This is a genomic window from Myroides odoratimimus, assembly GCF_030326305.1.
GTDB lineage: Bacteria > Bacteroidota > Bacteroidia > Flavobacteriales > Flavobacteriaceae > Flavobacterium > Flavobacterium odoratimimum_A.
Window position 1 is genome coordinate 140767 of record NZ_JACAKB010000004.1, and the last position, 23804, is coordinate 164570.

The window sequence follows — 23804 nt, forward strand, 5'->3', positions numbered from 1 at the left end:
GGGCGATTAGCTCAGTTGGTTCAGAGCACCTCGTTTACACCGAGGGGGTCGGGGGTTCGAATCCCTCATCGCCCACATCTTAAGCTTCACTATACAGTGAAGTTTTTTTTTTGACCTAAAGCGTTTATTGTTCTATTGTTTTATAGGGGGTAAAAGAGAATGTACCAAAGTATAGAATATAAAAAAGGTCGAAAAACTCAACAAAATCAATAGGTTACATCAAAAAAGGTCGAAAATTAGAAAAAAACGGAATGTTCCAAAACTTCTTTTTATTACCAGTAATTACCATTTATCTTCCATTAAAAGTATAAGATTAAAATAAATAGAAAGCTTTATTACTATTAGAGCTATACAAATGTACAAAAACCGCCTTATAAGTGCTTAAAATAGCTTATAAGGCGGTTTTTTATGTGTAGATAAGAAGTTTAATAATATCTAATAATAGCATTTTAATCATACTACTAAACGAACTTCATTAAACCTAGTAAAACATTGTTTATTATTTTGGTTCTACAGTTGGTTCTACAGTTGGTTCTACAAATAGTATTAAAAATTATACTCACTAAAATATGATAAAGTATAAAATAACATTATTAAAATACTAAAACACAAAACTCAAATAGGATAAAAACATTTGATATTACTGTTTATGAGTATTAATTAATTGAAAATCAGTATTTTGATTTTTAGTTAATTTTAATACATTACACACACAATAGAATTGACAATATTTAATATCGCATTCACTAAATGCATATCCATTTAATGATATTAATAATTACAATTTGTTATTTTTAATTTCATTAAAAACAATACAGATCTAACTTGTTCTTTGATCATTTAAAATATCATCCATTCTATAAACAACATCTATTTTTAAAACTTCTTCAATTTTATGGTAATAACGATTTAAAACCCTATATATATCTACTCTTAGAATGTGTTCTAAATTTTCATAGAAAAGATTCTCCTGTCTTTTTAGTTTATTCGTTTGAATGTCATGTAATAACTCTTGTATTGATTCGTAAAAAAACAATTCTTTCTTTTCTTTATCATTAAATTCATATTTATTGTTTTTCAGAAGGTTACATAGGAAATATAATGCTCTCATATTATCTTCATAAGTCATTATTAAACTAAAATCAATAGATGTTAAGCGTTTATCTTCTAATACATCTTCTTTAATATACTCTTCACTTGAGAGTAAGTTTACATTAAAAGTGTCTTTTATTTTATTTAAAATATCAACAGTTGGTTTGTTTTTACCTGTTTCAATTAGAGCGATAACTCCTCTAGTCACCCCAAGTTTTTCAGCAAACTTTGATTGTGTCAAATCACAATCAATTCTTATTTGTTTTATTTTTTTACTGTAATTATTCATAACATTTGTAATTTAAAATTACTTTTTGTAATATTGCCTTGTAATTAATAATTAATATAAGCTATGCAAAGTAACAAAAAAATACAAGAGCTAGGAAAAAAACTACCTCATGGAGCTAAAAAGAAGATTGCTAAGGAAACGGGGTTAAGTTATAATACAGTAGTAACATACTTTCTTGGTGCTAATGTTGGCTATTTCACAGAAGCTAAAATTTTAAAAGAAGCTAAGATCTACTTTGACTTATTAGAAGAAGCTGAAAAAGCCAAAGAGGAACTCTTAAAGTACGGATTATAATTATCAATCTACTTCACTTTAAAGTCCCATGCATAAAGTAATAACAAAACTAAAGCAGCTAAAAAAGAGACTAAAGTCAATACAAAGGATAATACAATGGAATAGTAAAAGATTTTTCCACTGCGTATATAAGCTTTTGGCTCTCTCCGATCAGTGGCTGATTTTATTGCCTCAGCCGACACCTTTGTGCCCAATGTGTAAAAATCGAATGTTATTAATATATAGCACAATACTCCAAAGAAGATGGCACACAATAACGTACAGAGTAGAGATCGAAAAAGGAGAATGTTGCTCGTACTTGGATTTGATAGAGTTACCAAAAGAGCCATTAAAGAAGCAGAAACAAGAATAACATTATTTAACACATTGGGAAGTAAACGAGAGGTAACATCATTTTTAATAACAATCGCTTGTTCAAAGAGTTTTTCACTGTTAGATAACATAACACTATAATTTAAGATTAGACAACTCAAATATAGTGAAATCCCGCCACGGCTTAGTGTGGTTTCGACACCACAGCGGGAACTAAACAAAAAACAATAGCACTATGAAAAAAACAAAACAATTTTATTTAGATAGCGAAAAGAAGATAGTAATTGTCGTACATAAAACTAAGTTTTTGGGAATAACTATAAAAAAAGAACTCACTGGTTTTTACTTAAATGGAGGTTCAGAAATAACCTCAAGTCACTTAATTCGTTCAAAATACGATGAGGGGAAACAGATTGGGAGAGGTGATTTATTTGCTCTACAGAATTCTCGTATAAGGTATGATAATAGCCATCAAATAGGCTCGTGGCTTCGTCCTCAGTCAACACATGAGACGCTAACTCCTTAAAAGCAAGTGTTAAGGATTTGATATGAGCGGTATTTAACGAAGTTTCAATAATTAAGGTTTCGATATCCTCATTCAATTTCTTTAAAGTATTCATTGTCATTTATTTTAAGATTAGACAACTCAAATATAGTGAAATCTCGCCACGGCTTAGTGTGGTTTTGACACCACAGTGGGAACAATGTTAAAAGCAATATCACTTTTAACAACAATAGTTTACTTAAAATAATTTTCTCAGGGTTATATACCACTATAATTTAAGATTAGACAACTCAATTATAGTGAAATCCCGCCACGGCTTAGTGTGGTTTCGACACCACAGCGGGAACTAAATATTATAAAGAATATAGTGTAATGGTTAGTCACAATTTTCGAATAAAACTAACCAGTATCTACAACGATAAAAAAAGATGCTATGCCGTATATATGGACAGAAAATAAAGTAGCAGTAGAACTCGAAGAGCTTGTTCCAAGATTTTGGAATACAGAAAAAAACTTATCTCAAGAGCTATGGCGCTACAAAAACAAGCCTTATGGTATCAAGCGATTACAAATAGGCGGTAATGGTAGAAAACTACTTATAGATTATGACAGTCTAAAAGAAGATATTAAAGAAGCTTTAGGAGATCCAAGAAAGATAGGTAATCCATTAGAACTATTCTTTGAGTTTGATGCTGAAGCAGTACGATACTTTTCAAAGTTTAAACGAAATGGAATAAATCTATCGAGTGAGGAACAAGAAAGATATATCATTAACGCATCAGTAATGAAAGCAATTATCAATTTAGAACAAGCTCGTATCTCTGAACGTTTAAAGATGAAAGGCTCATTACAAGGAATATGGCAAACGTTGATAAATGATGTGACAGATTTTCAACACTGGTTAAAAACAAACTATGCAACAGTACATACACTACCTGTTTCAAGACGATTTAAAGACCTTTTAAAAGCGTGTAAAAAAGATTTGTATTACCCTTTAATAAAAGATCCTGAGGGTAAAACAAAACAGAATGCACGAGTAGTATATGACAGAGAAGAAATGCTTTTTAATGCTATGTTTAAAAACAGTAAGCATAAACCAACTCCTACAGAAGTAGCAAGATACTATGAAGCTTTTATCAATGGATATGCAGAGGTATATAGTGAGGACACAGGAGAAATCTACGATCCAAAAGATTTTAAACCTATATCAAAATCAACTATAGTGAGTTACATCAATAAATGGCAGAACAAAATAGCAACTTATAAGTCAAGATCAGGAGATAGACAGGTGTATATGGGAGCTTTTAAACCTGCCCATGATATGGAACTGCCAACAAAAGCAAGTTCGCTTATAAGTATTGATGATAGACAGCCTCCTTTTTTATATGCTAAGGGAAAAAGATTGTGGTTCTATTTAGGTTTAGATGTAGCCTCACAAACATTTACTACAGTAGTATGGGGTAAAAGAAAAGAAGGACTTATTTATGACTTCTATAGACAGATGGTGCGAAACTATGTAGGATGGGGATTACCACTGCCTTATGAGTTAGAATGTGAAAGTAGTTTGAATAGCAGTTTTAAAGACACATTATTAAGAAATGGAAACATGTTTAACAATGTAAGGATAGAAGCGAATAACGCAAGAGGTAAATATATCGAACGTATGAATGGTAAACTAAGGTACGATGTAGAGAAAAAAGCAATGGGTTGGTTAGCTCGTCCAACAGCAAAAAAAGAATCCAATCAATTAAGTAAAGAAGAGCAAAAGATTTTTCCATACGACGATTTAGTCAATGATAGATTAAAAGATCTTGAAAATTGGAATAACTCACCTCACCCAAAAGATGAGACTATTTCGAGATTTGACTACTTCATGAGTAATCAGAGTGATAAACTAACACCTATTAATTGGCATGGCATTCTTCCTTTTATAGGCTTTAAAACAGAGACCTCTTGTAATGTAGCAAAAGTCACTTTACAAGGTAGAAAAAGAGCTATAGCAGAGGATGGAAAGATACTAATAGGAGCACCCCTAATAGAGAAAATGAAAATGATAGAAGGGAAAGATTTAGTAGTGTATTGGTTAGATGACAACGATGGAAATGTAATGAAGGCATTCGCTTATATAAATGATAAGTATGTATGTGAAGTTATGGAAATGCCACGCTACAATAGAGCTATATCAGAACAAACAGAACAAGACAAAGAAGCAAGAGCCCTACAAAGTGCCTATGTAGCAACTATAGAAGCTTACTCAAAACAACAACTAAACAAAATAGAGAATATCAATGTCATAGATAATACTCCTAAGACAATCAATAGAAATTTTAGTTTTCCTAATGTAAGAAGATTTGAAGTTAAGGAAATAAAAGAAATAGAAGTATTTGAAGATGAAACAGAATTTGAATATAACCCAAGTATACCAAGCAATATTAATGGTTGGAAACGTTCATTTCAACAATAAAAAATATGGAACTAACACAAGATTATAAAAACAAAGTAACAACTGCTATAAAAATAGCATTTGACAACTATGGAGGAAACCAAAAAGCCTACGCAAGAATATTAGATATCCACTACACTGTACTAAATCAATTGTTACAAGGAAAAATGACTACAAGTAAAGGGGGGAATTTATTAGACAGTGGTTCATGGATACGAATAGGAAGAAAACTAAATGTAACGCTGAAAGAAAGCAAATGGAAGTTCGTAAGAACCTCAGTCTATAATGAGATAGAAGATAATATCAAATTCTGTAAGGAAAATGCAAAGGGGATGATCTTAGTAGATGATTGTGGCATAGGCAAAACAGTAGCAGGTAAAAGAGTTTGTACTCAATTAAAGAATGCTTTTTATATAGATTGCTCCCAATGTAAGTCAAAGAAGTTATTAATCAAAGCTATTGCAAGAGCTGTAGGGATAGATGATAAAGGTAAGTTAGAAGATATCAATGCAGATACTAAGTACTTTATAAACACCTTAGAAGAACCTGTGTTTGTTATGGATGAAGTAGGAGATTTAGAACACACGGCATTTTTAGAATTAAAATCATATATGAATGCTACAGTAGGTGGATGCGGTTGGTACTTCATGGGAGCAGATGGATTAAAGGCTAAAATGGACAGAGGTATAAACAATAATAAAGTAGGCTTTGCAGAAATATTCAGTCGATTAAGTGATGAATATGTAACCTTAGTACCAATAGGTCAAGAAGACCGCACTCAGTTCTATACTGAATTAATAGGTACAGTAGCTACAGCACAAGGCTGTGAATCTGATTTAGTCAGACGATTAATTAAACAGTGTTTAAACAAGAAATCAACACTTAGAAAATTAGAAACATTAATAACAATGATATAGTTATGGCAAGAGGAATATCACCTAAACAATTGTATAGTAAGAAATTTAAAACTTTTGAATTCGATGGTATTTGGAAAGATATATTAGGAAGTCCAGAACGCGGAGGATATTGGTTAATATATGGAGATGAAAAGAATGGAAAATCAACATTTGCCTTAATACTTGCAAAGTACCTAAGTCTTTTAGAAAAAGTAGCATATATAAGTGCAGAAGAAGGAACAGGACACTCTTTTCAAAATAGATGTAAACGAATAGGAATAACAGAAGAACACAAGTTTTTAGCCTACGATTATAACCTATGGGAAGATCTATTAGAAACTTTTAAAGGACGTGAATTTGCCAAAATTATATTTATAGATAATCTAACGGCTTATGATGATGAGATTAGTAAAAAGATGATACTCCAGCTAACTAAAGATTATCCTAAAACACTCTTTATTATTATTGCTCATGAAGACAGAAAAGAACCAGTAGGAGCAGTAGGAAAACTCGTTAAAAAATTGGCTAAAAGAATTGTCCGAGTGATTGGGCTAAAAGCCTTAGTAACCAATAGAGATGGGTCAGGTGGAGAATATATAATAAACGATAAAAAAGCCTTAGTATATCATGGAGTTACACAAAATACTACAAGTTGATAAAAAGTACTACCAAGAAGCTGTGCTACTCACATTCATAGATTGGTGTAGAAGCCTAAGTACTTCAAATGTGATGTTTCAAGAGATGTTATGTTCAAAGAGTATTCAAAACTACTTTAAGCATGAATACGGTAAACTTGAAGATGAATTTAAAAGTCAAATCAAAGATTATATAGATCTACCTGCCAATGATAAAAATGCTTTTTACGCAGATGTGACAGGTAAGATTTTTAAAAACTATCCTGGTGCACTTCTGCCAAGAATCAAAAAGAGAAAATTGAGATATCAAAACCTAAACTAATATCAATATAAGACTATCATATCATGGAACAAGAAAACTTAGCATCAGTAGATAAAAGGATCTTTAAGAATACTATAGTGACTAACGTTAAACTTAAAAATGGTTTAGAGACTGAAATGGTTACAATCTTTAATGGGAGTGAAATCAATTTTGAAGAAGTGTCTATAGGTATAAGAAAAGGTTTAGAACGAACACATAATGTTAGTTCATTTCAAAACACTTTTTATTATATGACTACAAAAGGACTAGATCCTATTTGTTATGAACAAGAAATAATCATTAATTATTAGACCATTAAATACAATAGTTATGGAAAACAATACAAACATAATAATCCCAAATGATTTTCAAAACATTGTTCCTACTCATGCATTAGTTACGAATGTTTTAATGAAAGATGGTACTCAAAGAACTATTACTACTCTATTCTGTAAGAGTGAATTCAATTTTGAATATGTAAACAGAGGAGTTAGAGAAGGAATCTTTGCTCAAGATTGGTTACCAATATTAAAATTACAAACAAATCTGTATGTGTTAAAAAATGGTATTCCTGAGTTTGTGAACTCATTTAAGGAAGATGATGAATCAATGACAGAATACTTTGAACGTACAACTAAAATGTATAATAGACAAAATGAAAAAAAATAATAGTACCCCATCTAAGATATCTCACACTGTAAAAATGGAGTTGAAAAAAGAAATTTTTTATGACATGTTGAGAAATGGATCTACTCAAAAAGAAGCAGCTGAAAAAGCATGTATAACAGAAAAGACGGCTTGTAATTGGGCGAAAAAATGGAATGAAGTAAACGGATTATTTCATGAGTCCATTAAAAATATAGCTCTAAGATTAAGAGATGTAACAATTGAAAGAGACTTCTTAATTATAGAGGCAAGAAATCTAACGAAACTTTTAAAAGAACTTGAACAAAGCAAATTTGTAGGAAAATCAAAATTATAAATCAGATGAATAAAACAGTGAGTTTTTTAAAAAACGTAAATGCGCAAATCTTTCCTAATCTTTTATCTAATGAAACTTTAAACATTAGTGCAGAGGCTAACAATGATGTAGCAGAGATTAGAATATCAGGTGTGATACATGAGTATCAAAATTCAGCTAAAGCATTTAAAGAGCAGATAGACAATCTAATCAAACAGGGTATTAAAAATGTAAATCTCTATATCAATACACCAGGGGGAAATGTTTTTGAAGCAAATGAGATAGCAAACGAAATAAAACGCTTTAAAGGAACAATAAAAGGATATGGAGGTGCTTTAGTCGCTTCGGCAGGTTCTTATCTCGCAATAATATGTAATGAGTTTGAAATGGCTAGTAATGGACAATATATGTATCATAAACCTCATGGGTTAATTCAAGGTAATGAGGATAAGGTAGCATCAGATCTAAAACTACTACAGAACCTAACAAGTCAATATCGTACAGCATATTCAAATAAGACAGGTTTAAGTGAAAAAGAAATAGAAAATAGGTGGACAAAAGGAGATGTGTGGCTCTCTGCTCAAGAAGCATTAGAACAGAAGTTTATCACAAGTATTAATGAAGAACAAATAGGAGAACCAACTTCTTTTTATAAGGCAAATCACTCTTATGGCAATCATAGATTATTTGACTTGGACAGTATTAAATCTCTTTTAAAACTACCTTCAGATGCTTCTGAAACTCAAATACGAACAAAGATCAATACCATCTTAGAAGACTCTAGCAAGTACAGTGCTATGCAATCATCTAATAAACAAAATGAAAAGAATATAGTTTATACAATGGTTCAGAGTTTTATTGATTCAAAACAAATTACAGCCGATACTAAAAGCCAATGGATAGATTTAGCTCTTAAAGACTATGAAGGTACAAAAGCAATATTAGCAACGCTTCCTAAACCATCAAGAACTATTTACAATTCAGAAAGCATCGAAGAAAGAAGGAATTGGAAGTTAGAAGATTACTTAGAGAATGATCCTAGTGCTTTAAATGAGATGTCAATTGACGACCCACAGAGATTTAAAAAATTAAACGACGAATATTATAAAAACAATTAGTAAACATGAATGTAACAGAAGTAAAGCCAATAGTTAATCAGAATTATATTGATTCGGCAGTAGAAAAGTTAGAAGCAGGAGCGTCATACTTTCAAGAATTTGTAGATGATTTTAATCAAATGGACATAGGAACAATGGAAGGCAATGATCTACAAGCTCTTTTTAATAATCCTAAAGAATTTGTATCAAAGAAACTCACAGGAGATCAACCAATAGAAATAAGTGGTAGAAAAATTCAAATTGACAAATATTATGAGCTTTTAGAAAAACCACAAGCAATGGATGATTTTATTGAGAGGGTATTGGAACACTCTACTAGAAATAATCCCAATAGAGAATATAATACTGAAAAGTATTTAATAAAAGAAAATGTAGTAGTAATTATTGACAAAGAAATAGAACGAATTACAGAGTTCAATACACTTTATTTCAATACAGATGAAGAAAAAAGGTTATATCTATCATTAGAAATGATTTGTGAAGGAATAAACAATTTTAAAGCTGTAACTAAAGGTCCTTTCAATTTAGATAATATCTCGAATGATGAAATGTTAAAAAGAGGAAAATGGAAAAAAGGAGATCTACACTCTGAATATGTTGATTTTGAAATCAATGTTGATTATTTAAAAAGACAAATGAGAATATTAAGAAATCGTAATTAATAGAACTATGTACACAGAACAAGAAAAGAAAGAAATTTTAGCCAAAGGAGTAGATTACTTTTTAGATAATGATCCTCAGCAATTAGAAACTATTGCTCAAAAAGATATCAATTTGTTTAATATGCTTAACGATAATCATTATGGTACTTCTAATATAGAAAGTAATTCAAGTAATAGTAATATAGAAGGAATGACAAAAGAAGATATTGAGGCAATGTCTCCAGAGGAAAAAGGGCTATTATATCGAATAGATCCAAATGCATATTTAAAAATAATGAATTAATAGGGAGTATATGGAAAAAGTCGAAACACTTCCAATTAAGTTATTTGTCATTACACTGCATACAGCAGGTAAGACTATAGAAGAAATTATAAAAGAGTCTAATGTCGCTCAAAAAATAGTTTTACGTTGGATAGCGGAATTTGAAGAGTTAAAAGAAAAGCGTTTAGATGTTTTATTAAATATGCTAAAAATTGATTCAGATGCTAAAGAACCTTTTCTTACTGTTTGGGATAGAATGATAATAAATCAAGAGCGTTCTAACTTACTTAAAGAGAATACTACGTTTACATACACTCAAGAGGGCGGAAAGATTAAGATATTATTTTTTGACTATCCTGAACCGCTTTTAGAGAGAATAAACAAAATCATTAAAAATGATAATATATGGTTGATGAAAGAATCGGAGTAAGTGCTTTGTTTAAAAGAGTTTTTGGTATTAATACTCCTATCTTTTTACCCTGGGCATTTAAAAATGCTTTACCTCCCAATTTAAAGTATGATGATATAAATACCAATAATGAAATTCCATTTGAATATAAAGCTAAAAATAATAGTTGGATGGGAACACCTATAATGTTTGAAGCTGAATTTGAAGGATTAAATTATAATAATTATAAAGCAGATGGAACACTTGAAAAAATTCAGATGGAAAACTATAACTTACCTCCTGCTACTGTTTTTCAATTTAGAAGAGCTAAAAATATAGTTAGAACAAACGTCTTAGGATCAAGTGGAACAGTTAAAGAACTTTATGGTTATGATGATTGGGTAATTGATGTAAAAGGTATTTGTTTAACAACTCCTGATAGATATGCAATGGATCAGTTAACGGATTTAATCAAATGGACAAATTTAGCAGACTCTATAAAAGTAAATGGTCATTTGTTTTCTATTTGCAGTATTGAAAATATTGTAATAAATGACTTTAACTTCAATATCCTTCAAGGATCAGATGGAGATGCTGTCTCATTTGAAATGCAATGGTTCAGTGATAATCCATCAGAATTTAAAATTTTTTAGAATTTCATTTGTTTTTAGAGGGAACTATCTTTTATTAGGTAGTTCCCTCTTTTGTTTTCTATAGATTTTTATTCTCAACAAAACCACACAATGTATTATAATGCTTAATAATCAATTCCCAAGTATATGTATCTATAAGTTTCTTTTTAGAATTATATGGATCTTTTAAATTTAGTAGCTCTTTAAGATTGTGATTTATTATATCGATTTCTTTTTTGTTCCATAGTTTTGCACTGATAGCCATTAAATGTAATCTTCTTACTTTGTATAGTATGTATACATCATTAAGTAGGTTTGTAGAAGCGTTTTCAAGTTCATTCTTAAGAATTGTTATTGTAATATTCATGATCAATAATTTAGTTTCCAAACTTAATAAGGCATTTTGTTTTAAGCTGTGACAGCTTAAAGGCTATTTAAATAGTATTTATAAGCTATTTAAATGGTGTTTTAAAACAAATTGTGTGTATCATATATTTGATTTACATTTGCAATGAGCGAGGGGAACTTAGTTTGTCAAGCTCGGATCTAAAAGCCAGCATTAGTGTTGGCTTTTGGCTTTTATATAAATAGATCATTAAAGAGAATCTTACTACAAATCAATAATTTGACTTATATACATACTTGTTTTATATTTGTTCTATGGCAAGAGAACTTACAAAGAGACAACATATAGATATCAAAAAGGAATTTGATAAGTTGTGTAGTATAAAAGAGTTTGGTGTGCAAAAGCACACAACAGAGTGGATTTTAAATACTGTAGCAGCTAAATTCTATAAATCTCCAAAAACGATAGAAAATATTGTGTTTGGAAGGACTTATATACATAAAAAAGAAAAAAATCAACTAACACTTTTATAGTACTACAGAAAAAAGAGAGATAGAAATAAAATCTATGTCTCTTTTTTTGTATTTAAAGTAATTGAATGACTAATGCATTTATTAAATAACAACTAAAATGATGTGGAGGATAATTTTACACTTTTTATATTTGCCTTTTATTTGCTTAAATATCTATGTTTTTTATCCATTAGCTAAGCTTATACTAAAAGAAGATTTAAAGCGCTTAAATGATACTCAAAACAGATTATATGCAGATATAACAGAGTTAAAGAAACAGAATAAGGAATATGCTGAAGAACTAACCTTGATAAGCAACCAAAAAAAACGGTTTACTAAGTTTGTTCAAGAAGATAAACTTAAGAATTGTGATGTTTCACTTACAGAAAATTATGAGATTGTATTTATCTCAAAGTCTCAAACATCAGGAACAACCCTAAATTTATATGGAAGTGATAGTACTTATCATTATAGAGATAGTCATATATTCTACTCAAATATTTTTGATGAAGCTAAAAAGGTGGTAAAGATTCACGATTTAATATCCTATACTATTAAAAAGGGGTATGCTAAAGCATTAATGATACAATTCATTAAAAATATGAAAAACGAAGGTGTTAATGTAATTAAAGGAGATCTGTCTCCAGTTGATCAAGATAGTTTTTCTTGGTTAATTCCTTTTTATGAGTCTTTGGGCTTTACGTGTACATTATTTACACCTGATCCTACAAAGATGTTAGGTGAGATAGAAATGGTTATTAAACAGAATTAAAGCGATATAACAAAAGCTTTAAATAGCTTTTTAAGCGTGTTTTTTGTGTTATTGATATAAAGAGTTAGTGAATAGTTTTAAAAGGCTATAAACAACACTTATAGTCATAAAAAAAGCTAGTAGATTTACTAGCTTTTTGCTTTTATATGCTTTATAGAGACACAGAAAATACACTTTTAAATGTGATATTACGTTAATCTCTTACAAAAAAGTGGCACATTCCGTTTCTTAAAGTGGTACATTCCGTTTTCGTGATTATAGTTTTAGTACATCGATGTATCTCACTATTCTTTTGAGTCTAATCGTATATACACGATCTGTTAATCAAAGTTGTAATCTTCTTTTTAGACTTACTTGCTTTAAAAAATAAACACTCCTTTTTTTCATATTATCTTCTTAGTATAGCTATATAGCCTTTAGGAGTAGCTTTTCTAGATCCTTTTTTAGTTGATATTCTAGTGATAGTGGTCTCTGTATGAAATAAATATGAAATATTACTATACTTTTTTTGTACTCTATTTTTGCTTATTTGCTTGTTTTTCAGTGTTGTACGTTTTATAATATAATTGTTCTGTTTTGCATATATACCGTTCTATCCCTTTATAAGTCGGTGTTTGTCTTTAGTCCCTCGACTATTCGTGGAGTATAGTCCATGAATAGTGGACTAGGGAATTATTAGTCGATGGATGCTTCTCTTATTGATATAGAATTCTTCATGAAGTAAAAGTTTAGATAGAGTTAGCACAAACATTAATCTGTCAAAACGAATTATTTGTTAATTGTTATTTTGAGAGAGTATTGGAGTTGATGCTTGATAAATAGTCTTTGTTTTTCTTTAAAAAGCTATTTGATTAGTTAAATAGTTGTATTTCTGTTTTTTATATCTTGTGATAAGAAAAATTAGGAAAAGATAATTAGGAACAGGTAGAGGACAGTGGTGATTTGCCTTGACAAACTAATTGCGTCAATCAAAAACAATACTAACTATGGCAGAGATAAAAGATGGAATATTAGGAGGGGTGCACGGTACAGTGGGTACAGTAGTAGGGTTTATGTGGAGAGGGCGTTATTTTATACGTTCTAAGCCTCAGAAGTCAAATATACTAGCTACAGAAGCTCAAGTGCTTCAGCGCAGTAAACTAGGCGTGGTATCTAGCTTTGTGAGTAAGTTTAAAGACTTTATAAACGAACATTATCCACAGGTTTTACTGAATAATAAACTAGCGTCAGGAAAAGAGCAGTTGATCTCTATGTTGATGAAAGAGGGAATCGTTAATGTAGAAGGCGAACCATGTATTGACATTGCGAAGGTATTAGTGTCGATGGGGCCGCTACCACCTGCAGTAATCAAGAAAATAAATCAACTGAAGACAGGACGTATAAAGGTACAATGGGATAATAGTATCACGAATGTATTGACTAAAGATACGGATAGGTTATCTATCGTAGCTTATAGCGAATCGTTAGATTTAGTAGCAGAGATAAGAGCGATCGCAAAGAGGGAGGATAAGTATGTTCACTTCGATCTACCTAAAGAGTGGAAAGAAGGGAAGGTTCACTTCTGGAGTGTGTGGAAATCAGCAGATGATAAAGTAATCAGTACAAGCGCTTATCACGGGATAACAGAGTTAGGAGATAATAATGAGCAAAAAGTGAGGGATGAAAAGGAGGAAATAGATAATGAGAAATTAATAGTTGAGAAAAGAGAGGTGAATAAGCCTGTAGTATCTACTAAAAGTGTGAGTATAGAACAACAAGTACCAATAGATGTAGAGCAGTATATAGAGCCTGAGAAAGTAATACTCACAGAGGATACATCTAAGGAGAAGTGGGCTCCACCTGGCTTCTATGGAAGTGAGAAGAGAAGGGAAAGGCAAGCAAAAGTCGTAGATAAAAAAGAAGGAAGAGAACCTCGGTCTATACTGGAAGCGATGCCTCCATCGCAGAAGTCTGATTAAGAGTCTATTATTTTGATTTGTGTTTTTACTGATGTTATCAAGATGTAATCTATATTAGAAATAATATTTGATGAGATAATGAAATATTTTGACAGTTATTATTTAATAAAGAGTCTTATTTTTGAGTTATGAAGTGTATGTGTTTATATTTTTTATTACTGATTGGGATGCCTTGTATATACGGGCAGGCTGTTTTGTCTAAGCCTAGTTTTACTAGTTCTGCCTCTATGCTTTATCTCAACAGTAATCCTAAAATGTATTTAGAGGATTCTCAGGTGAGATTTTTTACTAGTTTTAAAATAAAGCATACTTACGCTAAGACTAATAGATATGAAGAGAAATATGAGTTAGAAGAACTGATGTACAATAAGTATCGCTTGTTGAACAGGAATGTTAAGTTTAATAACGGAGTGGCTGTGGATGTGTCTCCAGACAAAGGATATGTAAGAGAGTATGATCAGGATTTAAGCTTTTTGCAGAACCTATTTCTCGATCTTCTTATCGGAATATTGCCTTAATTGTAGGTTTTTAAATAGAGTTGCACTATGGGTAAAGTGTGTTTTTGTTTGTTGATTTTACTGGGAATGCCTTGTATGTAGGGGCAGTCAGTCCTATCTACTATTCACTTTGCGAGTCCTGCTTCTATCATATATTTAGAGGGAAGTCCTGAGCTGTATTTAATAAATGCAGAGGTGAGGTTCTACGCAAACTTTAAGGTGAAACAGAACTCATCTGTGAGAGATAGATATGAAGAGATGTATAGTGTAAGAAGGTCTATGATGGATAAGGAGCTAGAGGAAAGAGAGAAGGTATATGTGAGAGTTCCTTCTAAACGAGCATTTAATAAAGAAATGACAGGTTGGTTAGATAAAAAAGAAAGAGCAGAAGTAGTTCGCAAAGGCTTTGAAAAAACTTTAGGTAGAGTATTAGCTAGGGTGATGGGAGGTAGATAAGATGATGATGAGGTTATTAGAGGAGATGATGAAAATCATAGACAACAGAGCTTTCATGGGGGAACCTATTTTGAAAGTGTATGAATATGTATGGAGAGGGTATTATGAGTGGCAAAATAGTTATTAGTGGATGGACTCTGTAATAAAAAAATAAGCAAAGCAACTTCTGGTGTATCAGGATTCGCTTTGCTTATTTATAAATATGTATTATCGTTTATAGTACGCTATAATACTCGCTTTTGCGATGGTGTTTGCCCATAAGTTAAAGCCTACAATGGCAGGAGTAGTATTTCCATCTAGTCCTAGTTTATCCGTTTTAAGGGCGTGTACTGTTATGATGTATTGGTGATATCCATGATCTACAGGAGGACATGGTCCACCAAAACCTTTTATTCCATAATCTGTGAGGCTCTGTATAGCACCTTTAGGTAATAGGGGAGAGTTGACTTTTCCTACATCTGTTACTAATTCGTTTATATTGCTAGGAATATCAAAGACTACCCAATGCCAAAAACCACTTCCCGTAGGTGCATCTGGATCATACATCGTGATGGCAAAGCTCTTGGTATCTTTAGGAGCATTGTGCCAAAATAACTGAGGAGATTGATTCTCTCCATCGCATCCAAAACCATTAAATTCGTGTTGTTTAGTTGTTTCTCCACCTAGATCTTTACTAGATAACGTAAAGGTGTTCTGTCCAAAAACACTAGTCGATAGTGTTAGTGCTAGTCCGATTATAAAATTTGCAACTTTCATTGTGTTTATGATTAAATGTTTAGGGCAAATTTATAGTAAGGTCTATAGTAGGAGTTAGCGGGATTGGGTCAAAAAATGTTGCTAGAAGTTCATTGTTTTTGACTTTGTTTAGGTGTGATATTATACTTGGCTTTATACGCTTGTATAAAGCTAGATACATTCTCATAACCTACCTTTAGATAGACTTCTGATGCAGTAGTTACATGCTGTGTGAGCAGGGTATGTGCATATTCTAATCTTCTGTTTTGAAACCATCTGCTAGGAGAATCACCATAGTGTTTTTCAAATTCTCGTTTGAAAGTAGATACGCTCATATTGCACAGAAAGGCTAGCTCAGATAGAGTGAGCTTGTTTAAGATATTCTTTTCTATTGTCTGTGTGAACTTTAAACTTTTATTATTGTTGTTAGTTATAAAGGATTGAAGAAATGCTGTTCCGTTGATCTCAATGAGATATAGCATTATCTCTTCTAGTTTAACGGTAAGTAATCTCCTCTGTATAGAAGGAGAGAGTTTAGTTATATCCATTAGACTTTTTGTAAAACTTTTACTGAAGTTATCGTAGTTAAAAGTATGGATAGAGTGAGTAGTTTTATTTTCTACTAGCTCTATGTTGTATTTAGAGATAAAGTTAAGTATCAATTCATGGTCAAAAAACAAGAGGATACTTCTGTAATTAGCTGTACTAGATAGTCTTTCGGTCATTAGGCAATGACCAGCTTTCATAAGGATGAATTTGGAGTTATCTAGTGCTTCAAAAGAGTTGTCAGACCATACTTCCTTTGTTCCTTCAACTAAAAAACTAAAAGTGTTTTGATTTAAAATAACTTGTTGTTTAGCTATCTCCTGTTTAGTATGATAATCAAATATAGTTATCTGTTCGTTGATATCAGTGAGTAAGTCGTTGGGAAGAAGGATACTTTTCATTCTGTTTATTTTAGGCTACATGAGTCTTGCTATTTTATTGTTATAAATAGGTATTATTAGGTGAAGTAAATGTAGTAAAATAAGCGAAGTGAAAAGAGGGGGAATTGTCAGGTGGAGTATAATTGTATTTATTAGAACTTTTAGTTGAGTAAGTATTAGGAGGATTGATGTTACTTTATGAATATGTAAGCAGAATTTTGATTAGTCTATGAGATGCTTTAACAATTGTTTGTTTATTTTAATAGGAATATTGGGGTTGTTTTTTGAAATAAAATATTGTATTTTAGATAGTTGGTTTTAAGAAGGGAATGGTAATAAATTCTAAAGGAAATGTTTAAATTCCTTGTGTACTCTTCTTTAATTGAAGAAATATAAATTATCTTTGCTCCTTTAATTAAATTAATCAAAATGACATTAAATCAGATTTTAACTCCGCAGATAGAGAAGGCGATTCAACAATTATACGGTACTACTGTAGAGAAAGTTGAGTATCAGGCGACAAGAAAAGAGTTTGAGGGTGATATTACTGTAGTTATCTTTCCTTTTCTAAGACAGATTAAGGGAAACCCAGTAGAAATCGGTACTAAGATAGGAGAGTACTTAGTAGAGAATACTTCTGTAATAGAACGGTTTAATGTAGTAAAAGGTTTTTTAAATTTAGTTGTTTCAGATAGTTACTATATCGATTTCTTTAATGCAATACGCAGTGAAGAGCACTTCGGATATGTAACACCTACACCAGGAGATAAGTCTGTATTAGTAGAATATTCTTCTCCTAATACGAATAAGCCTCTTCACTTAGGTCACGTTAGAAATAACTTATTAGGATATTCGGTAGCTGAGATTTTAAAAGCTTCTGGTAAAAAAGTTTATAAAACACAGATCATTAACGATAGAGGTATCCATATCTGTAAGTCTATGCTGGCTTGGCAGAAGTATGGTAATGGAGAGACTCCTGAGTCTACAGGACTTAAGGGAGATAAGCTAGTGGGGAACTACTACGTGAAGTTTGATGTAGAGTACAAGAGCCAAATCAAAGAATTAATGGCTCAAGGTATGTCTGAAGACGAAGCTAAGAAGGAAGCTCCAATCATTAAAGAAGCAAAGCAGATGCTTGTAGATTGGGAACATAATAAACCTGAGGTTATCGAATTGTGGAAAACAATGAATCAGTGGGTTTATGACGGTTTTGCAGTATCGTATAAAAACTTAGGAGTAGACTTCGATAAAGTGTACTATGAGAGCAATACTTATCTATTAGGTAAAGATGAGGTAGAGAAAGGTCTAGAGCAGGGAGTATTCTTCAAAAAAGAGGATAACTCTGTATGGATAGACTTGTCAGAAGAAGGATTAGACGAGAAGTTAGTACTTCGTGGAGACGGTACTTCTGTATATATGACACAGGATATCGGTACTGCTATACAGCGTGTAAATGATTTTGGCGATGTAGGTGGTATGGTATATACTGTAGGTAATGAACAAGATTATCACTTTAAGGTTCTGTTTTTAATTCTTAAACGTCTTGGTTTTGACTGGGCTGAGAGTTTATATCATTTATCATACGGAATGGTAGAGTTGCCATCAGGTAAGATGAAGAGTAGAGAAGGAACTGTAGTAGATGCAGATGAACTAATCCAAGAAATGACAGACACCGCTAAGTCTATCTCAGAAGAATTAGGTAAGCTAGAGGGGTACTCTGAAGAAGAGCGTGCTCAGCTATTTACTACAATAGGCTTAGGTGCATTAAAATACTTTATTCTAAAAGTAGATCCTCGTAAAGGGATGATGTTTAACCCTAAAGAATCAGTTGATTTTGCAGGTAATACAGGACCGTTTATTCAGTATACGTATGCTCGTATCCAATCTATTTTAAGAAAGGCAGACTTCGATTATACATCAGAAATAAAAGGGATCACATTAGACCCTAAGGAGAAAGAACTATTAAAGTTATTAGAGGAGTTCCCTGTAGTGATTCAGGATGCTGCTCGTACACATAGCCCTGCTCTTGTAGCTAATTATGTATATGATTTAGTAAGAGAGTATAACTCTTTTTATCAAACGGTATCTATTCTAGGAGAAGAAGATGCTGTATTAAAAGCGTTTAGAGTACAATTGTCAGAAAAAGTAGGAATGGTGATTAAGGATGCGTTCTCATTATTGGGAATCGCTGTACCAGACCGAATGTAATCTTATATTTTTTTGTGAAAGTAGAGAAATCATACCTATACCAGTCACTTGCCATTATAGTAATGGCAAGTGGCTTTTTTTTATTTTTTAAAGGGAATTTGCCTAAAAAGTTATTTAGTGAAGAGGCTCTTCCTACAAGTAATATTGTAGTAGATAGTCTGATGCTAGAGGCGCTAGAAGGCATAGAAAAAGAGAAGCTAGTAACTAAAGATAGTCTGAAGACTGAAAAAACAGGAATAGATGATGAGAATGTAATCATCGTTCCAGAAGATGTATTTACTAGTGACGAAGATTTTAGCTCTTTTAAAGGAATGGCGTATCTGGAGAATTTCTTTGCAAAACTGTATGCTCTAGAACAACAAAAAGGAGCACGTGTCCGTATCGCTTATTATGGAGACTCGATGACGGATGGAGATTTAATCGTACAAGATCTGCGTAAGAACTATCAGAATAAATATGGAGGTATGGGAGTAGGTTATGTGCCTATTATGTCTGAATCTGCACAGTCTAGATTATCTGTTATCCATAAGTATTCGAATAACTTCAAGATGCAATCTTACTTAAATGTCAAAAGACCTCAGAAGCCTTTTGGGGTATCAGGACAGGTGTATTTTGTAAAAGATACAGTTAAACCTACTTGGGTGAGCTACACAGCAGGTAGGATGCAAAATATGACAATGCTTTATAATCCAACACTTTATTATGGAAGCTCTAATAATAAAAGAGGGGAAGTAGCAGTTATTATAAATAAGGATACTATTGTTAAGAAGTTAAACATCAGTTCAGAATTAAATAAACTGAAGATAGCCGATGGCAATATTAAAGATGTTAAACTACTATTTAAACACGCTGATTCTATTCCTATATATGGTGTAGACTTTAGTGCAGGTGGTGGGATACAGGTAGATAACTTCTCTAGCAGAGGTAATTCTGGGTTACCACTATCGTTGTTTAAAGTGAGCTTAATGCAGAAGTATCAAAAGAATTTAGATTATAGTCTAATCGTATTACACTATGGTGCTAATGTTTTAAACTACGGATCTCTAGATTACTCATGGTATACGAAGAAGATGGGGAATGTAGTGAAGCATTTAAAACAATGTTTTCCTAATGCTAGTATTTTAGTAATATCTACTGCAGATAAATCATCTAAAGTAGAAGGTGTGATGAAGACAGATGCTGCTGTAGAACCACTGATGAAAGCACAGAGAAAATATGCTATGGAAGCTCATGCTGGATTCTTTAACCTATATGAGGCTATGGGAGGAAATGGTTCTATGGTCAAATGGGTAGAAGAGGTACCTGCAAAAGCGAATAAAGATTATACACACTTTAATCATAGAGGAGCTTCTGATATCTCAAGCAAGATATTTGCTCGATTAGAGGAAGGGTATGCAGATTATAAAAAGAAACACGCAGGTCATGTGCCTGTTAAGAAAGTAGATTCTCTTCAGCAACCAGAAAAAGAAGCTGTAAGAGAAGATAGTTCTAAACAAAAAATAGAAAATGAAAAGGAATAAAATTGCTGTTTTTGTTGTAGGTATTTTATTTCATATTGGTTCTTTTGCCCAGGTTAGTTCACTTCGTACTAATGAGTTTAGTGATGAAGAGGTAGAAACTGTGAATGAAGAAGGAATAGGAAATAAGATTTATTACGCAGAACAATTGAAAACTTTCTTTGAGAAAGTTCAGAAGATGACTCGTTCTAAGGAAGGGAAGATTAACATTGTTCATATAGGTGATTCTCATATTCAAGCTGATTTTTTTAGTGGAAGAATGAGGTCTTTACTTCAAGATAGATTTGGTAATGGAGGATTGGGATTTGCCTTTCCATATAAATTAGCTAAGACTAATGGTAACTCTCTTGTTAGATATTCTTCTAATGCAGAATGGAGTAGTTACAGAAATATATTTCCGGTAAAGGATGCACAGGTAGGACTAAGTGGAATAGCGCTGTCTACAAATAATAGTAACGCTGTCATAGAACTAAGTGTGCGTGATGCTTCGTATGGTTTTTCACGAATGAAAGTTTTTACACCTTCTAATAAAAAGGAGTTTAATGTAGGAACAGCTAGTCAAAAGGTTTTCTTAGAATCAACTGCCCCTAAGAAGATTTCTCATCAGATAAAAAGAGGAGAGTCTTTAGGCGCTATCGCTAATAAGTATAACACTACTGTTACTGAGATTAAGAAAGCGAATAATATGAAGACGAACACCATTCATGCAGGTAAGAGACTTAGTATTCCTACTAAGCAGAGAGAATCTGTGGCGGTGTCTAATAATATGTTTAATGAGTTATCTGGAGAGAAGAATGATGTATTCTACACCTTTGAGTTAGGAGAGGAGTTAGATCGTATCTATTTCTACTCTAATCAACAGGCTGAAGCGTATGACCTAAATGGTGTGGTACTAGAGAATGATAAACCTGGGGTGCTGTATCATACTATAGGGGTGAATGGAGCAAGGTTCTCTGATTATACTAAATATGATTTGTTCTTTAAGCAACTTAGAGGGTTAGAACCAGACTTAGTGATTGTGTCTATGGGAACGAATGAGTCCTTCGATAGAATGAGTGGTAGAGATTTTCAAGAACAAGTCAATATATTCTTAGCTAAAGTAAAGAAAGTAGCACCTCATGCAAGTGTGTTATTGACTACACCTCCACCGTCTTATTTCTCTAAAGATAAGCCGAATACTGTAGCAGCAGAATTATCTAATGAGTTAATCATTAATGGAATAGATGGGAAGTATGCTATCTGGGATTTATATTATAATCTAGGAGCAACACTAGGCTTGTCTAGTTTAAGAGAGAACGGAATGTTGTCAAAAGATCTTGTACACTATACCGTGAAAGGGTATGAATATACGGGAGATCTATTCTATGAGGCTCTTATAGATGCTTATAACCAATTTGTCAAACAAAATAGTGCTTTTTAATTAAATGAGTCTATTTAATATTGAAATACCAAGTATAACTATTGATCAAGTAATCAATTGGTTTACTTTTAATCCTAAAGAACCTTTATTATTTAATTCAGGCTTATTTTTAGGAATATTTATTGTGTTTTATCTCTTCTATATCTTGATGAGAAAAACCTTCCACATTCGTTTATTGTATGTGACTTTATTCTCTCTATTCTTTTATTATAAGTCTAGTGGAATGTATTTTATTATCTTGATAGGATCCTCTTTAATGGATTACTACTTTGCTAATATTATTAATCATACCTTGAATGCAGCGAAGAAGAAATTACTCTTAACCATTAGTATTGTAGTAAACTTAGGGTTATTAGGTTACTTTAAGTACACAAACTTCTTTCTGGACGGAGTTAATTTCTTTGCGAATACGAAGTTACATTTAGATGATATTATACTGCCTGTGGGTATCTCGTTCTTTACGTTTCAATCTATTAGTTATATTATAGAGATTTATAGAAAAGAGATAGAACCAACGAAGAACTTTTTAGATTACTTATTCTTTATTTCGTTCTTTCCACAGCTGGTAGCAGGGCCTATTGTTCGTGCAAAAGATTTTTTGCCACAAATATATAAGAATGTCTATGTGTCAAGAGATTATGTGAATGAAGGATTGTTGTTAATCATAGGAGGATTATTGAAGAAAGCTGTTATTTCTGATTATATCTCTATAAATTTTGTGGATCGTGTATTCGATGCACCAAATAGTTATACAGCTTTTGAAAATCTAATGGCTTCTTACGGTTATGCTATCCAGATTTATTGTGATTTCTCTGGATATTCAGATATGGCTATTGGTATAGCATTATTGATGGGATATAGATTGCCAGTTAACTTTGATGTGCCTTACCAGTCTATGTCTATTACTGAGTTTTGGAGGAGATGGCATATATCGCTTTCTACTTGGTTAAAAGATTTCTTATATATATCAGTGGGAGGAAATAGAAAAGGAAGTTTCGGGGGGTATTTCTTTCCAGGATTATTCTTTGTAGGTATCTTAGGATGGGGAATCTACTATATGAATGAAAGTATTATTCCATTAATCTTAGCTGTAGCATCTATTGTTGTCTTTGGTCTAACCTTCTTGTTAGCAAAAGACAAGAAGAAAAATATGTATACTAACTTTAACTTATTAACGACTATGTTATTAGGAGGGTTATGGCATGGAGCTAGTTTGCGTTTTATTGTATGGGGAGCCTTACACGGTATTGCTTTAGCTATCCATAAGATTATTATGGAGCTATTTCCTAGAGCAAAAGGAGTTAAACCTAATTTCTTATGGAGAATATTCTCTATATTCTTAACGTTTAACTTTGTAACATTTTGTTGGATATTCTTCAGAGCAACATCTTTTGATACGGCATTAAATGTTATTAATAATATTGCTAGTATAGAATTTGATTGGCAAGCTTGGACTACTATTGCTATGGGGTATAAAAATGCGTTTATGCTGATTGGTATTGGCTTTGTGTGGCATTATATACCTAAATCATGGATGAGTGTGCCTCATCAGATGTTTAATGTTGCGCCAATGTTTGTGAAGGCAGTAGTACTTGGCTTTGTGTTTTGGATTGTTTATGCAACTGCAACAGCAGGACCACAACCATTTATTTATTTCCAATTCTAAA

27 protein-coding genes and 1 tRNA gene are annotated in these 23804 nt (G+C 32.1%); 24 read left to right on the forward strand and 4 right to left on the reverse strand.

Going from position 1 to position 23804, the window contains the following annotated elements; translation table 11 throughout:
- Positions 1-75, forward strand: a tRNA-Val gene (locus HX049_RS05100).
- Between the two features lie 745 nt (positions 76-820).
- Here HX049_RS05100 and HX049_RS05105 read toward each other — a convergent pair.
- Complete coding sequence (locus HX049_RS05105) at positions 821-1381, reverse strand: helix-turn-helix domain-containing protein (protein WP_286414515.1); 561 nt, start codon at positions 1379-1381, stop codon at positions 821-823.
- 63 nt (positions 1382-1444) lie between these two features.
- Between HX049_RS05105 and HX049_RS05110 the strand changes: the two genes are divergently transcribed.
- The 14 genes from HX049_RS05110 to HX049_RS05175 all read left to right on the forward strand — a co-directional run bounded on the left by HX049_RS05110 (position 1445) and on the right by HX049_RS05175 (position 10811).
- A complete protein-coding gene (locus HX049_RS05110; RefSeq protein ID WP_286414516.1) occupies positions 1445-1675 on the forward strand; it encodes a hypothetical protein in 231 nt (76 codons plus the stop codon).
- Between the two features lie 547 nt (positions 1676-2222).
- The gene (locus HX049_RS05115) at positions 2223-2513 is read left to right on the forward strand and encodes a hypothetical protein (protein ID WP_286414517.1); all 291 of its coding nucleotides are present in this window, start codon (positions 2223-2225) and stop codon (positions 2511-2513) included.
- Positions 2514-2925: 412 nt separating this feature from the next.
- Entirely contained in the window at positions 2926-4956 is a 2031-nt protein-coding gene (locus HX049_RS05120) for a hypothetical protein (protein ID WP_286414518.1), read from the forward strand.
- A 5-nt stretch (positions 4957-4961) separates the two neighbouring features.
- Positions 4962-5852 carry an ATP-binding protein gene (locus HX049_RS05125; RefSeq protein ID WP_286414520.1) on the forward strand — a complete coding sequence of 297 codons (891 nt, stop codon included), beginning with the start codon at positions 4962-4964 and terminating at the stop codon, positions 5850-5852.
- A gap of 2 nt (positions 5853-5854) precedes the next feature.
- Complete coding sequence (locus HX049_RS05130) at positions 5855-6487, forward strand: hypothetical protein (RefSeq protein ID WP_286414522.1); 633 nt, start codon at positions 5855-5857, stop codon at positions 6485-6487.
- Entirely contained in the window at positions 6459-6788 is a 330-nt protein-coding gene (locus HX049_RS05135; RefSeq protein WP_286414524.1) for a hypothetical protein, read from the forward strand. The genes HX049_RS05130 and HX049_RS05135 overlap by 29 nt, the downstream gene beginning before the upstream one ends.
- 23 nt (positions 6789-6811) lie before the next feature.
- Positions 6812-7078, forward strand: a complete 267-nt coding sequence (locus tag HX049_RS05140) for a hypothetical protein (RefSeq protein ID WP_286414526.1) — start codon at positions 6812-6814, stop codon at positions 7076-7078.
- A 19-nt stretch (positions 7079-7097) separates the two neighbouring features.
- Positions 7098-7436 (forward strand): hypothetical protein, encoded by a 339-nt coding sequence (locus tag HX049_RS05145; protein ID WP_286414528.1) that lies wholly within the window; start codon positions 7098-7100, stop codon positions 7434-7436.
- Positions 7423-7749 (forward strand): hypothetical protein, encoded by a 327-nt coding sequence (locus HX049_RS05150; RefSeq protein WP_286414530.1) that lies wholly within the window; start codon positions 7423-7425, stop codon positions 7747-7749. The genes HX049_RS05145 and HX049_RS05150 overlap by 14 nt, the downstream gene beginning before the upstream one ends.
- 5 nt (positions 7750-7754) lie before the next feature.
- Positions 7755-8846 (forward strand): Clp protease ClpP, encoded by a 1092-nt coding sequence (locus HX049_RS05155; RefSeq protein WP_286414531.1) that lies wholly within the window; start codon positions 7755-7757, stop codon positions 8844-8846.
- Positions 8847-8851: 5 nt separating this feature from the next.
- Positions 8852-9508 (forward strand): hypothetical protein, encoded by a 657-nt coding sequence (locus HX049_RS05160; protein WP_286414533.1) that lies wholly within the window; start codon positions 8852-8854, stop codon positions 9506-9508.
- A gap of 7 nt (positions 9509-9515) precedes the next feature.
- The gene (locus tag HX049_RS05165) at positions 9516-9791 is read left to right on the forward strand and encodes a hypothetical protein (protein WP_286414536.1); all 276 of its coding nucleotides are present in this window, start codon (positions 9516-9518) and stop codon (positions 9789-9791) included.
- Positions 9792-9801: 10 nt separating this feature from the next.
- A complete protein-coding gene (locus HX049_RS05170) occupies positions 9802-10200 on the forward strand; it encodes a hypothetical protein (protein WP_286414537.1) in 399 nt (132 codons plus the stop codon).
- Positions 10176-10811 (forward strand): DUF6046 domain-containing protein, encoded by a 636-nt coding sequence (locus HX049_RS05175; RefSeq protein WP_286414538.1) that lies wholly within the window; start codon positions 10176-10178, stop codon positions 10809-10811. The genes HX049_RS05170 and HX049_RS05175 overlap by 25 nt, the downstream gene beginning before the upstream one ends.
- 58 nt (positions 10812-10869) lie before the next feature.
- On the opposite strand, the gene HX049_RS05180 is transcribed toward HX049_RS05175, so the two are convergent.
- The gene (locus HX049_RS05180) at positions 10870-11157 is read right to left on the reverse strand and encodes a hypothetical protein (RefSeq protein WP_286414540.1); all 288 of its coding nucleotides are present in this window, start codon (positions 11155-11157) and stop codon (positions 10870-10872) included.
- Between the two features lie 293 nt (positions 11158-11450).
- Between HX049_RS05180 and HX049_RS05185 the strand changes: the two genes are divergently transcribed.
- From HX049_RS05185 to HX049_RS05205, 5 genes are all read left to right on the forward strand, one after another.
- On the forward strand, positions 11451-11669 hold the full coding sequence (locus HX049_RS05185; protein WP_286414543.1) for a hypothetical protein: 219 nt from the start codon (positions 11451-11453) through the stop codon (positions 11667-11669).
- A gap of 130 nt (positions 11670-11799) precedes the next feature.
- On the forward strand, positions 11800-12420 hold the full coding sequence (locus tag HX049_RS05190; RefSeq protein WP_286414545.1) for a GNAT family N-acetyltransferase: 621 nt from the start codon (positions 11800-11802) through the stop codon (positions 12418-12420).
- A 986-nt stretch (positions 12421-13406) separates the two neighbouring features.
- Positions 13407-14378, forward strand: a complete 972-nt coding sequence (locus HX049_RS05195; protein WP_286414546.1) for a DUF6266 family protein — start codon at positions 13407-13409, stop codon at positions 14376-14378.
- A 167-nt stretch (positions 14379-14545) separates the two neighbouring features.
- The gene (locus HX049_RS05200; protein WP_286414548.1) at positions 14546-14896 is read left to right on the forward strand and encodes a hypothetical protein; all 351 of its coding nucleotides are present in this window, start codon (positions 14546-14548) and stop codon (positions 14894-14896) included.
- A 198-nt stretch (positions 14897-15094) separates the two neighbouring features.
- A complete protein-coding gene (locus HX049_RS05205; RefSeq protein WP_286414549.1) occupies positions 15095-15331 on the forward strand; it encodes a hypothetical protein in 237 nt (78 codons plus the stop codon).
- 207 nt (positions 15332-15538) lie between these two features.
- On the opposite strand, the gene HX049_RS05210 is transcribed toward HX049_RS05205, so the two are convergent.
- Both HX049_RS05210 and HX049_RS05215 read right to left on the reverse strand, forming a co-directional pair.
- Complete coding sequence (locus HX049_RS05210) at positions 15539-16087, reverse strand: YbhB/YbcL family Raf kinase inhibitor-like protein (RefSeq protein ID WP_286414552.1); 549 nt, start codon at positions 16085-16087, stop codon at positions 15539-15541.
- 89 nt (positions 16088-16176) lie between these two features.
- Complete coding sequence (locus HX049_RS05215; RefSeq protein WP_286414555.1) at positions 16177-17013, reverse strand: helix-turn-helix domain-containing protein; 837 nt, start codon at positions 17011-17013, stop codon at positions 16177-16179.
- A gap of 408 nt (positions 17014-17421) precedes the next feature.
- On the opposite strand from HX049_RS05215, the gene argS reads away from it, so the two are divergent.
- From argS to HX049_RS05235, 4 genes are all read left to right on the forward strand, one after another.
- Positions 17422-19200, forward strand: coding sequence for an arginine--tRNA ligase (argS, locus tag HX049_RS05220; RefSeq protein WP_286414557.1), 1779 nt, complete (start codon positions 17422-17424; stop codon positions 19198-19200).
- Positions 19201-19262: 62 nt separating this feature from the next.
- Complete coding sequence (locus HX049_RS05225) at positions 19263-20720, forward strand: hypothetical protein (RefSeq protein ID WP_353653712.1); 1458 nt, start codon at positions 19263-19265, stop codon at positions 20718-20720.
- Positions 20707-22137 (forward strand): LysM peptidoglycan-binding domain-containing protein, encoded by a 1431-nt coding sequence (locus HX049_RS05230; RefSeq protein WP_286414560.1) that lies wholly within the window; start codon positions 20707-20709, stop codon positions 22135-22137. The genes HX049_RS05225 and HX049_RS05230 overlap by 14 nt, the downstream gene beginning before the upstream one ends.
- Before the next feature lie 4 nt (positions 22138-22141).
- Complete coding sequence (locus HX049_RS05235) at positions 22142-23803, forward strand: MBOAT family O-acyltransferase (RefSeq protein WP_286396134.1); 1662 nt, start codon at positions 22142-22144, stop codon at positions 23801-23803.
- The last annotated feature ends 1 nt before the right edge of the window (position 23804 follow it).

Coding starts and splice junctions, on each gene's coding strand:
- HX049_RS05165 (WP_286414536.1), top strand. CDS start 9,516: ATGTACACAGAACAAGAAAAGAAAGAAATTTTAGCCAAAGGAGTAGAT.
- HX049_RS05170 (WP_286414537.1), top strand. CDS start 9,802: ATGGAAAAAGTCGAAACACTTCCAATTAAGTTATTTGTCATTACACTG.
- HX049_RS05140 (WP_286414526.1), top strand. CDS start 6,812: ATGGAACAAGAAAACTTAGCATCAGTAGATAAAAGGATCTTTAAGAAT.
- HX049_RS05145 (WP_286414528.1), top strand. CDS start 7,098: ATGGAAAACAATACAAACATAATAATCCCAAATGATTTTCAAAACATT.
- HX049_RS05175 (WP_286414538.1), top strand. CDS start 10,176: ATGGTTGATGAAAGAATCGGAGTAAGTGCTTTGTTTAAAAGAGTTTTT.
- HX049_RS05195 (WP_286414546.1), top strand. CDS start 13,407: ATGGCAGAGATAAAAGATGGAATATTAGGAGGGGTGCACGGTACAGTG.
- HX049_RS05180 (WP_286414540.1), bottom strand. CDS start 11,157: ATGAATATTACAATAACAATTCTTAAGAATGAACTTGAAAACGCTTCT.
- HX049_RS05150 (WP_286414530.1), top strand. CDS start 7,423: ATGAAAAAAAATAATAGTACCCCATCTAAGATATCTCACACTGTAAAA.
- HX049_RS05210 (WP_286414552.1), bottom strand. CDS start 16,087: ATGAAAGTTGCAAATTTTATAATCGGACTAGCACTAACACTATCGACT.
- HX049_RS05120 (WP_286414518.1), top strand. CDS start 2,926: ATGCCGTATATATGGACAGAAAATAAAGTAGCAGTAGAACTCGAAGAG.
- HX049_RS05105 (WP_286414515.1), bottom strand. CDS start 1,381: ATGAATAATTACAGTAAAAAAATAAAACAAATAAGAATTGATTGTGAT.
- HX049_RS05225 (WP_353653712.1), top strand. CDS start 19,263: ATGGCAAGTGGCTTTTTTTTATTTTTTAAAGGGAATTTGCCTAAAAAG.
- HX049_RS05235 (WP_286396134.1), top strand. CDS start 22,142: ATGAGTCTATTTAATATTGAAATACCAAGTATAACTATTGATCAAGTA.
- HX049_RS05215 (WP_286414555.1), bottom strand. CDS start 17,013: ATGAAAAGTATCCTTCTTCCCAACGACTTACTCACTGATATCAACGAA.
- argS (WP_286414557.1), top strand. CDS start 17,422: ATGACATTAAATCAGATTTTAACTCCGCAGATAGAGAAGGCGATTCAA.
- HX049_RS05160 (WP_286414533.1), top strand. CDS start 8,852: ATGAATGTAACAGAAGTAAAGCCAATAGTTAATCAGAATTATATTGAT.
- HX049_RS05115 (WP_286414517.1), top strand. CDS start 2,223: ATGAAAAAAACAAAACAATTTTATTTAGATAGCGAAAAGAAGATAGTA.
- HX049_RS05155 (WP_286414531.1), top strand. CDS start 7,755: ATGAATAAAACAGTGAGTTTTTTAAAAAACGTAAATGCGCAAATCTTT.
- HX049_RS05230 (WP_286414560.1), top strand. CDS start 20,707: ATGAAAAGGAATAAAATTGCTGTTTTTGTTGTAGGTATTTTATTTCAT.
- HX049_RS05185 (WP_286414543.1), top strand. CDS start 11,451: ATGGCAAGAGAACTTACAAAGAGACAACATATAGATATCAAAAAGGAA.
- HX049_RS05125 (WP_286414520.1), top strand. CDS start 4,962: ATGGAACTAACACAAGATTATAAAAACAAAGTAACAACTGCTATAAAA.
- HX049_RS05110 (WP_286414516.1), top strand. CDS start 1,445: ATGCAAAGTAACAAAAAAATACAAGAGCTAGGAAAAAAACTACCTCAT.
- HX049_RS05130 (WP_286414522.1), top strand. CDS start 5,855: ATGGCAAGAGGAATATCACCTAAACAATTGTATAGTAAGAAATTTAAA.
- HX049_RS05135 (WP_286414524.1), top strand. CDS start 6,459: ATGGAGTTACACAAAATACTACAAGTTGATAAAAAGTACTACCAAGAA.
- HX049_RS05200 (WP_286414548.1), top strand. CDS start 14,546: ATGCCTTGTATATACGGGCAGGCTGTTTTGTCTAAGCCTAGTTTTACT.